The organism is Tepidiforma bonchosmolovskayae (assembly GCF_008838325.1).
Lineage (GTDB): Bacteria > Chloroflexota > Dehalococcoidia > Tepidiformales > Tepidiformaceae > Tepidiforma > Tepidiforma bonchosmolovskayae.
In genome coordinates, this window is the sequence record NZ_CP042829.1 from 1,499,350 (window position 1) to 1,508,166 (window position 8,817).

Genomic DNA, 8,817 nt, shown 5'->3' on the forward strand with positions numbered 1-8,817 from the left:
TGGTATCCTGAGAACGTGAGCACCGAAACGCACGGCGTCGTCGACGTCAGCCCCTACTGCCCGGCCTTCCAGCACACCGTCGAGCTCATCGGCCGCCGCTGGACCGGCGCCATCATCCGTTCGCTCCTCGCCGGCTCCTGCCGCTTCTCCGCCATCCTGGCCGCCATCCCCGGCCTCTCGGACCGCCTCCTCGCCGAGCGGCTCCGCGAACTCGAAGCCGAGGGCATCGTCAGCCGCACGGTCTACCCCGAGCACCCCGTCCGCATCGAGTACCGCCTGACCGAAAAGGGCCGCGAACTCGAGCGGATTGTCGCCGCCATCGATGCCTGGACCGCGCGCTGGTTCGACCCGGCGGCCCACGGCATCGGGCCCGGCGATCCCGCCGGCTGAGCGCCCGGTTTACAGCCCATCACGGAATTGCTTAGGCTTCGTCGCGGGGGCCCACAGGAGGGTTCGATGCGCACGATGCTCGCCGGCGTCGCCCTGGCCGCGTTCCTCGCGGCCGCATGCGGCGGAGGCGGCGGCGGGCCGGGCGGCAACCCCTTCGGCGAACCGACCGCCGCCGGCACCCGGGCCGCCGCTACCGCCCCGGGCGGCGCCTCGCCCGCCGCCACGCCGGCAGCCGCCGGGACCGCCAGCCCGACGCCGTCGCCGGTCCCCGACACCTACACGGTCCAGGAGGGCGACACCCTCGGCGCCATCGCCGAGCGGTTCGGACTCACCATCGCCGACCTCGTTGCCGCCAACGCCCTCGCCGACCCCGACCTGATCTTCCCCGGCCAGGAGCTCCGTATCCCCAAACCCGGCACCGCTCCTTCCCCCTCCCCAACCGCGACCCCCACCCCCTGACCCCGCCGCCCCGCCAACCCGGCCCCCGCTCGAAGCCTTGAGCCTGACCGGTCAGCCGCCCGCATCACACTCGCTCCCTCCTCCCCGCTCCCTCCTCCCTCGGCGGGGAGGAGCGGCCGGGCGGGGCTCCCTCCTCCCTGCTCCCCGCTCCCCGCTCCCTGCTCCCTCCCCTACCATGTCCCCGTGAGCGACTTCGCCAACATCTTCCTCGCCCTCCTGCTCGAGGCCACGCCGTTCCTCCTCGCCGGCGTCATCGTCTCCGTCGTTGCGGGCCCGGCCGTCGAGCGCATCCTCGCCTCTGCCGCCTTCCGCAGCCCCGCCGCCAGCATCGCCGCCGGCGCAGGCGCCGGCCTCATCCTCCCCATGTGCGACTGCGGCAACCGCCCCCTCGCCCACCGCCTCGCGCTCGCCGGCCGCCGCGAGTTCGCCCTCGCCTTCCTCGTCGCCGCACCCGTCATCAACCCGATCGTCATCGTCACCACCTGGCTCGCCTTCCGCGATGCCGAACTCGTCGCCCTCCGGCTCGGCCTCACCGTCCTCGCCGCCGTTGCCGTCGCGCTGGTCGTCTCGCGCTTCCGCCGCGACATCGCCCTCCCGCTCGAAACCGAATTCCCTGCCGAAGCCGGTCCCCGGCCCCCCGCCGGCCCCGCCGCCTGGGCCCCGCGCGTCCTTGAGGAGTTCTTCGAGCTCTTCCAGTACCTCGTCATCGGCGCTGCCCTCGCCGCCGCCATCCAGGTCTTCGCCAGCCAGGAGGATTTCCTCTCCGCCAGCGGCGTCTTCCTCTCCATCGCCGCCCTCATGTTCCTCGCCTTCCTCCTGAGCATCTGCTCCAGCGTCGATGCATTCGTCGTCGCCGGTCTGGGCGGCGCCATCGGCCTCGGGCCCGCGCTCGCCTTCCTCGTCTTCGGGCCGCTCGTCAACCTCAAGTCCATCCCGATGTACCTGCGCCTCTTCTCCGGCCCGGCCGTCGCGGTCCTCGTCGTCATCTGCGCCCAGGTCGCCTTCGTCGGCGCCGCCGTCGCGGAGCTCCGCGCATGGTGAGAGACGCCGACTACGCCCTCGCCGCCGCCGCGCTCGGCCTCCTCATCGCCTGGCGCCTCGCCGACGGCACCGCCCGCAACCTCGTCCAGGGGTGGTACGTGCCCATCCTCGCCGCCACTGCAGTCCTGCTGCTGGCCGCTGCCGCGCTCACCATCCCCGTCGCTCTGCGTGACGGCCTGGCCCGCTGGCGCAGGCCCTCCGCTGCCGGGTCTGTCGCCGCCGCAGCCATCGGCCTGCCGCTCGTCATCGCCGCCGCCTTCGAACCGCGCCCGCTCGCCTCGGCCAGCCTCGACCTCTCCGCTGCCGCCGCCCGCCAGTTCAGCGCCTCGGCCAGCGCCGCCGACCCCGCCCGCCGCAACATCTACCAGTGGGCCTATGAGTTCGAAACCGCCGACCCCGCGGCCATCGCCGGCCAGCCCGTCGACGTCATCGGCTTCGTCTACCGCCGCGAGGGCGACCCGCCCGAACGGTTGCGCGTCGCCCGCTTCGTCGTCGCCTGCTGCATCGCCGATGCGCAGGGCTTCACCCTCCCCGTCCTTTGGAAGGACGCCAGCACGCTCGCCAACGACCAGTGGGTCCGCGTCACCGGCCGCGTCGGCATCGGCCCCGACGGCGCCCCCATCGTCCTCGCCGCGAGCGTAGCCCCCATCGAGGCACCCCAAAATCCGTACATTTATCCGTGACGAACGCCCCGCCCTCGCCGCCCTCGGCGCCGTCACCGCGGTCGCCCTCGGCATCCTGCTGGCGGTCCTCCTCCTCGGCGACCAGCGCCGCATCCGCGTCGTCCTCGCATCCCCCGACGCCGCCGTGCCCGCGCCCGTCACCCTCCGCGAAATCACCCTCGCCTTCGACCGCGAACCCGACCGCGCCGCCGTCGAAGCCGCCCTCGCCTTCGACCCCCCGCTCGAGGGCACCGTCCGCTGGCGCGGCCGGACGCTCGTCTTCGTGCCCGCCGGCCCGCTCGAACCCGGCGAGTACCGCATCCGCCTAGCGCCCGGCACGCTCGGCCGCCGCGCCGAACCCCTCCGCGAGCCGTTCGAACACCGCTTCACCGTCCGCGAACCCGGCGTCGCCGTCGTGCAGGTTGCACCCGGCCGGACCGAAGAGCGCCTCGTCGAACTCCGGGCCGGCCAGGAGCCCCGCGTCCTCGCCCGCGCCCCGCGCATCATCGACTTCGCCGTCTCGCCCGACGGCGCCCAGGTCGCCGTTGTCACCGCGGGCCCTGACGGCCGCGGCAGCCTCGCCCTCGTCCGGGTGAGCGACGGCGCGGCCACATCCCTCGTCTTCGACCCCGCCATCAACGTCGGCGGCGTCGCCTGGTCGCCCGATGGCGCGACCCTCGCCGTCGTCCGCCGCGATGCCCTCCCCGTCGGGGGCGAAGGCGTGCCCCGCGCCTGGCTTGTCCGCCTCTCCGGCGAATTCGTCGCCACCCTCGACCCCGAAGGCCTCCCCTCCCTCTACCCGTCGTGGTCGCCCGATGGCCAGCACCTTGCCTATATCTCGCCGAGCGATGCCCGCCTCATCGTCGTCAACCTCGCCACACAGGAGCGCCGCGACCTCGGCCAGCCGCGCGGGGGCGCCGCCGCCTGGTCGCCCGACTCCCGCATCGTCGCCTTCGAAAGCGTGCCCCGGACAGCGGCCGGAGCCACTCCGCCGCAGCCCGTGCGCGTCGTGAGCCTCGATGCCGCCGTCGACCTCGTCCTCGGCAGGGAAGGCGAAATCCGCTCTGCTCCCCGCTTCCTCGACAGCGAGACGGTCGCCACCCTCCGCCGCGTCATCGGTCCCCAGCGCACCGGCACCGACCTCGTCTTCGAATCCGTCCGCGACGGCCGCCAGCTCCGCGCCATCAACCTCGCTGCCGGCACGGACCTCGTCCTCCACTGGGACCTCGCCCCCGGCGGCCGCTCCATCGTCTACACCGTCCAAACGGCGCAGCAGTTCACCACCATCACCCTCGACCTCGAATCCGGCGACCGCACCCCGCTCGCAGTCGGCGGCGACCTCCCCCGCTGGCTCCCCTGACCGGCCGCTACGCCGTCTGCTCCTCCAGCAACCGTGCCAGCTCGAGGAAGTCCCGCGCCGTAATGTCGAACGACGGCTCCGGCTCGAGGTCGGGCTGCACGTTCGGCCCCGCCTCCTTCGGCCGGGGGATGAACGCCGCCCGCAGTCCCGCAGCCTGCGCGGCCTTCAGGTCGGCCTTGTGGGCGGCCACCAGCATCACCTGCCCCGGCGCGTACCCAAGCAGCCGCGCCCCCGCAAGGTACGCCTCCGGCTTCGGCTTGAATGCCCCGAGCGCATCCGCACCGAGCACGCAGTCCCACGGCAGCCCTGCCCGCTTCGCCATGTGCACCAGCAGCGCCACGTTCCCGTTCGAGAGCGTCGAAATGACGTACCGCTGCTTCAGCCGCCACAGCCCCGGCACGCTGTCCGGCCACGGGTCGAGCCGGTGCCATGCCCGGTTCAGGTCCTCCCGCTCCGCCTCCGGCATGCCGCCGAGCCCGTACTGCGGCAGCAGCTCGTCCAGCTTCCGCCGGTGCAGCGCATCGGTCGTCATGAACGGCCACTCGCCCCGGTTCACCTTCGCGATGCCGCCGAGATACCCCTCGTACCGCCACGCGTCGGCGAACGCGCCCCAGTCGGCCGAAACGCCGTACCGTGCACCTGCCGCCTCCAGCTCCCGGATGACCGACGACCGCCAGTTGACCACCGTGCCGAAGACGTCGAACACCAGCGCGCGCACGTCCCGGAGTGCCATGGCCCGAAAGTCTACCCGAAGGCCTGCATTCCCGGCGAAGCCGTTCTACTCGCCATCGCCGGCCGCCACGTTGACGATGCGCACCGGCGGCGGCGGGGTCGGCGTCGCACCGGCCGCCGAAACGCCGTCTTCGGCCGCCACCCCGTGGATGCGGATCGGCGGCACGGGCGTCGGCGTTGCCGACGGCTGGCTCGCCGCCCCCGCGTCGCCGCCCGCCGGCAGCACCTGCGCCGGTTCGGCTGCGAGCGACTCGGCAGCGCTCCCGGCGCCGCCCGCCAGCAGCCCTTCGAGCGAGGGCGCCGTGACCGGCGCGCCAACGTCGATGACGATGACCCGCTGGGGCGGCTGCGGCTGCACGGTGGGCCGGAACGGACCCCACGCCGCCCGGTCGGCGAACGAAAGAATCAGGAGGCCGCTCGCCCCGATGCCGAACAGGAACGCAGCCAGCAGGAGCGGGGCTTTGCCTGCCATGCCTCGCATCATGCCCGCTCCCCGTGAAAATTGCTACCCGGTAACCGCCCGGTAAACGCACGCCCCCGCCCGCGCCGGCCAGCGCACACCGCCGAACCTGTTACCATGGAGCATTGGGTTCACCGCCTGCCCCCCGCGGAGAGGTGCTGGAGTGGACGATCAGGCACGCCTGGAAAGCGTGTGTACCGCAAGGTACCGTGGGTTCGAATCCCACCCTCTCCGCCACGTCATCCCTTCCCGCTTCCCGGCCCCTTCCCCGCTTCCGCTTGTGCCCCCCGTCCAGCTCCCGTAGATTCCTTCGCCAAACCCGAAGGAGATTCGACCATGCAGGACCTGGCGGGAAAAGTCGCCGTCGTCACCGGGGCCGCGAGCGGCATCGGCCTCGCCCTCGCCACCCGCTTCGCTGAGGAGGGCGCCGCCGTCGTCCTCGCCGACATCGAAGCCGAGCCTCTCGCCATCGCCGAAGCCGGCCTCCGCCAGAAGGGCGCCCGGACCCTCGCCGTCCGCACCAACGTCCTCGCCGACGCCGACGTCGAGGCCCTCGCCGATGCCGCCTACCGGGCCTTCGGCGCCGTCCACATCCTCTGCAATAACGCCGGCGTCTCCGGCGGTGCCGGCGTTCCCATCTGGGAAGCTCCCCAGGCCGACTTCGACTGGGTGTTCGGTGTCAACTTCCACGGCGTCCTCCGCGGCATCCGCGCCTTCGTTCCCCGCATGATCGCCGGCGGCGAAGAGGGCCACATCGTGAACACCGCCTCGGCTGCCGGCCTCCTCACCGGCGCCGATGCCTACTCCATCTCCAAGCACGCCGTCGTCTGCCTCACCGAGGGGCTCTACAAGCAGTTCCGGCTCATGAACCTGAAGCTCTCCGCCTCCGTCCTCTGCCCGGGCTGGGTCAACACCCAGATCCTCGATGCCGAGCGGAACCGCCCCGCCGAGTTCGGCCCCGCCCGCACCGCCGACCTCCCCGCAGAAGCCCGCCAGCGCCGCGCCGTCGTCGAATCCCTCCTCCGCCAGGGCTTCCCGCCCGAAGAGGTCGCCGCGCAGGTGGTCGACGCCATCAAGAACGACACCTTCTACATCTTCCCGATGCAGGACTACATCTGGCAGGCGGTCAGGCAGCGCTTCGAGGGCGTCATCAACCGCACGAACCCCGTCGCGACCGGTCCCCTCCGGTAGCCGCCCTGCCGGCTGCGGCCCATCGGCCCCTTGCATTCGCCATAACGGTTGCGGCAGTATCAACGGCCCATGCTGCCGCACACCCCGCCCGCGGCGGCGAACCGGGCGCCGTTCCTCCGCCGCATCCTCCTCGCGATGCTGGCGGCGGCCGCTGCTGCGCCACTCGCCGTCGCCAGCGCCCGCACCCACGAAGTCCAGCCCGGCGAAACCCTCTCCGCCATCGCCCTGCGCTACGGCGTCGATGTCGACGCCCTCGCCGCCGCCAACGGCATCGCCAACCCCGATCTCATCTTCGCCGGCCAGCTGCTCACCATCGCCGAATCGTCGCCCGCCGTCCCCCCGCCCGGCGGCGCCGTTGCCCCTCCGGCCGCCCGCAGCTACGTCGTCGAACCCGGCGATACCCTCTCCTCCATCGCCCTCGCCCATGGCACCACGGTCCACGCCGTCGCCGAGGCGAACGGCATCGACGACCACGACCGCATCTTCGCGGGCCAGCTGCTCGTGATCCCCGCGCCCACCCGCGCGCCCGCGGACCCCGCCGTCTCCCGCCCCGCCATCGAGGCGCTCCTCCGCGCGGCCGCCGCCGAATACGGCATCCCGCCGTCCGTCCTTCTCGGGCTCGCCTGGCTCGAGAGCGGCTGGAACCAGGCGATGGTCAGCCCTGCAGGCGCCGTCGGCATCATGCAGCTCATGCCCGCCACCGCCGAGTGGGGCCTCGAATACCTCGCTCCCGGCGCCGTCAACTGGCGCACCGAGCCCGCCGACAACATCCGCCTCGGCGCCGCGGTCTTCGCCCACATGCTCTGGCAGGCCGGCGGCGACCTCAAAATCGCGCTCGCCTTCTACTACCAGGGCTGGTGGAGCATCGAGCAGTTCGGCATCTTCGACGAAACGCTCCAGTACGTCGCCAACGTCCTCGCGATTGCGTCCGGCTTCGACGACTGACCGCCGGCCCTACGCCGTCAGGACCCCGTACGCCTCCGGGATCCGGTCGGTCAGCGCATTCGTGCCCGGCGCCATGTCCTTCCAGCGCGTCATCGCCGGGTTCACCTGGGCCGCCATCGCCAGCCCGCTCCCCCGCGGGGCAATCGTCATCGGCGCCCCGTGCGGCGCCACGATGATCCCGGTCTCCGGCCCCGCGACCGCGGTGTAGACCCGGTTCTCGTCGCTCCGCGCCCGGGCCACCTGCTCCGTCATCGGCGCATCCGCGAAGTGCGTCCAGGCCAGCACCTCCGCGCCCTCGAGCATCAAGATGCGCGCCACCTCCGGCACGTACCCCTCCTCCCCGCAGAGGATGCCGACCCGCCCCGCAGGGGTTGCCACCACCGGCGGCAGCGTCTCGCCCGTCGCGATCCCCCGCCCGTGCGATGCCTCGTGCACCACTATCCCGCCCGGGTGCACGAGCACCGCCGTCTGCCGCGGCCGCCCGCCGTCGCCGGCAACGCCGAAGAGCACGCTCCCGCCGCGCTCCCGGACGGCCGCCTCCAGCCGGGGCAGCGCCGCCTCCCAGCCCTCCGCCGCCGGCGCCCCGCCGATGACCACCAGGTCTGCATCCTGCTCCCGCTGGTCCAGGTAGGCTGCCAGCACCGCCTCGGGGTCGAACGCCGGCCGCGAGGGCACCACCGCGACCCGCCGGCTCTCCGCCGGCGGCACCACCGCCTGCCCCAGCAGCTCCATCACCGGCAGTGACGCCGTCGGCTCGGTCAGTCGCCGGTACAGCCCGGGACGGCGTGCGGGGCGCTCGACGCGCATCGGCTCGATCTCGAACACCACCGTGGTCCCCACATCGGCCGGCGCGCAGAACCGCGTCACCCCCTCCGGGTCGTACACCGATGACCGCCCGGCGTACACCAGCGACGTGCCCTCCGGGCCGTACCGGTCGGCCGCCGCAATCCACACGCCGTTCTCGAACGCCCGCACCGGCACCAGGTACTCGCACTGCGTGGTCGAAAGCTCCGCCATCGTCCGTCCCCACGCGACCCACGCGGTCAGGTCGAGGATCACCTCCGCCCCGTTGACGGCCAGCGCCCGGGCCACTTCCGGCTGGCGCGCGTCCGCGCAGATGAGGACGCCGAACCGGGCGAAGCCCGCATCCCACACCGGGAACTCCCGCCCTCGCCGGAACCAGCGCGCATCGAAATGCCAGAGGAAACTCTTGTCGTACCGCCCGCGAATCTCGCCGGCGGGGTCGAACACCAGCCCGCTGTTGGTCAGGCTGCCGTCCGGGTGCGGCACGGCGAGCCCCGCGGCCAGCCAGTACCCCCACTGCCGGCACTTCGCGGCCAGCGCCGCCGAGACCTCGGCAAACGGGCGCACCCCCGGCCGGTCGTACGGGCGCTCGTCGCGCACGTAGTAGGCCGGGTAGGAGCACTCCGGCAGCCCCACGAGCTGCGCGCCCTGGCGGCCGGCCTCATCGAGCGCCGCGAGGATCGCGGTCCAGTTCTCTTCCGCCCGCTCCAGCGGATACGCCGGCACCTGGCACAGTCCCACCCGAAACGGTTCCACGCTGCGAAGCATACCAG

The 8,817-nt window shown here is 73.0% G+C and carries 10 protein-coding genes and 1 tRNA gene; 8 read left to right on the forward strand and 3 right to left on the reverse strand.

The annotated features are described in order from the left end of the window. The first annotated feature begins 15 nt into the window (after window positions 1-15). The 5 genes from Tbon_RS07450 (at window position 16) to Tbon_RS07470 (ending at window position 3,912) form a co-directional block, all read left to right on the forward strand. A complete protein-coding gene (locus Tbon_RS07450; RefSeq protein WP_158067053.1) occupies window positions 16-390 on the forward strand; it encodes a winged helix-turn-helix transcriptional regulator in 375 nt (124 codons plus the stop codon). Window positions 391-456: 66 nt separating this feature from the next. Continuing rightward, window positions 457-849, forward strand: coding sequence for a LysM peptidoglycan-binding domain-containing protein (locus tag Tbon_RS14390; protein ID WP_158067054.1), 393 nt, complete (start codon window positions 457-459; stop codon window positions 847-849). 183 nt (window positions 850-1,032) lie between these two features. Further along, window positions 1,033-1,890 carry a permease gene (locus Tbon_RS07460; protein ID WP_192497824.1) on the forward strand — a complete coding sequence of 286 codons (858 nt, stop codon included), beginning with the start codon at window positions 1,033-1,035 and terminating at the stop codon, window positions 1,888-1,890. Next, window positions 1,884-2,573 carry a TIGR03943 family putative permease subunit gene (locus Tbon_RS07465; RefSeq protein WP_158067056.1) on the forward strand — a complete coding sequence of 230 codons (690 nt, stop codon included), beginning with the start codon at window positions 1,884-1,886 and terminating at the stop codon, window positions 2,571-2,573. The genes Tbon_RS07460 and Tbon_RS07465 overlap by 7 nt, the downstream gene beginning before the upstream one ends. A gap of 124 nt (window positions 2,574-2,697) precedes the next feature. Next, window positions 2,698-3,912 carry a PD40 domain-containing protein gene (locus tag Tbon_RS07470; protein ID WP_158067057.1) on the forward strand — a complete coding sequence of 405 codons (1,215 nt, stop codon included), beginning with the start codon at window positions 2,698-2,700 and terminating at the stop codon, window positions 3,910-3,912. A gap of 7 nt (window positions 3,913-3,919) precedes the next feature. Here the strand turns inward: Tbon_RS07470 and Tbon_RS07475 are convergent, their stop codons facing one another. Both Tbon_RS07475 and Tbon_RS07480 read right to left on the reverse strand, forming a co-directional pair. Continuing rightward, a complete protein-coding gene (locus tag Tbon_RS07475) occupies window positions 3,920-4,645 on the reverse strand; it encodes a haloacid dehalogenase type II (RefSeq protein WP_158067058.1) in 726 nt (241 codons plus the stop codon). 45 nt (window positions 4,646-4,690) lie between these two features. Next, window positions 4,691-5,116 carry a hypothetical protein gene (locus tag Tbon_RS07480; protein WP_158067059.1) on the reverse strand — a complete coding sequence of 142 codons (426 nt, stop codon included), beginning with the start codon at window positions 5,114-5,116 and terminating at the stop codon, window positions 4,691-4,693. Window positions 5,117-5,253: 137 nt separating this feature from the next. Between Tbon_RS07480 and Tbon_RS07485 the strand changes: the two genes are divergently transcribed. The 3 genes from Tbon_RS07485 to Tbon_RS07495 all read left to right on the forward strand — a co-directional run bounded on the left by Tbon_RS07485 (window position 5,254) and on the right by Tbon_RS07495 (window position 7,240). Beyond that, window positions 5,254-5,341 (forward strand) — tRNA-Ser (locus tag Tbon_RS07485). 99 nt (window positions 5,342-5,440) lie between these two features. Further along, window positions 5,441-6,295, forward strand: coding sequence for an SDR family NAD(P)-dependent oxidoreductase (locus Tbon_RS07490; RefSeq protein WP_158067060.1), 855 nt, complete (start codon window positions 5,441-5,443; stop codon window positions 6,293-6,295). Window positions 6,296-6,364: 69 nt separating this feature from the next. Then, window positions 6,365-7,240, forward strand: coding sequence for a LysM peptidoglycan-binding domain-containing protein (locus Tbon_RS07495; RefSeq protein ID WP_158067061.1), 876 nt, complete (start codon window positions 6,365-6,367; stop codon window positions 7,238-7,240). A 9-nt stretch (window positions 7,241-7,249) separates the two neighbouring features. Here the strand turns inward: Tbon_RS07495 and Tbon_RS07500 are convergent, their stop codons facing one another. Beyond that, window positions 7,250-8,800 carry a carbon-nitrogen hydrolase family protein gene (locus tag Tbon_RS07500; RefSeq protein ID WP_192497825.1) on the reverse strand — a complete coding sequence of 517 codons (1,551 nt, stop codon included), beginning with the start codon at window positions 8,798-8,800 and terminating at the stop codon, window positions 7,250-7,252. Window positions 8,801-8,817 lie beyond the last annotated feature (17 nt).

What these genes read in the sequence shown, in the direction of transcription:
- Tbon_RS07475 (WP_158067058.1), bottom strand. Translation starts at nt 4,645, where the DNA reads ATGGCACTCCGGGACGTGCGCGCGCTGGTGTTCGACGTCTTCGGCACG.
- Tbon_RS07480 (WP_158067059.1), bottom strand. Translation starts at nt 5,116, where the DNA reads ATGGCAGGCAAAGCCCCGCTCCTGCTGGCTGCGTTCCTGTTCGGCATC.
- Tbon_RS07490 (WP_158067060.1), top strand. Translation starts at nt 5,441, where the DNA reads ATGCAGGACCTGGCGGGAAAAGTCGCCGTCGTCACCGGGGCCGCGAGC.
- Tbon_RS07465 (WP_158067056.1), top strand. Translation starts at nt 1,884, where the DNA reads ATGGTGAGAGACGCCGACTACGCCCTCGCCGCCGCCGCGCTCGGCCTC.
- Tbon_RS14390 (WP_158067054.1), top strand. Translation starts at nt 457, where the DNA reads ATGCGCACGATGCTCGCCGGCGTCGCCCTGGCCGCGTTCCTCGCGGCC.
- Tbon_RS07495 (WP_158067061.1), top strand. Translation starts at nt 6,365, where the DNA reads ATGCTGCCGCACACCCCGCCCGCGGCGGCGAACCGGGCGCCGTTCCTC.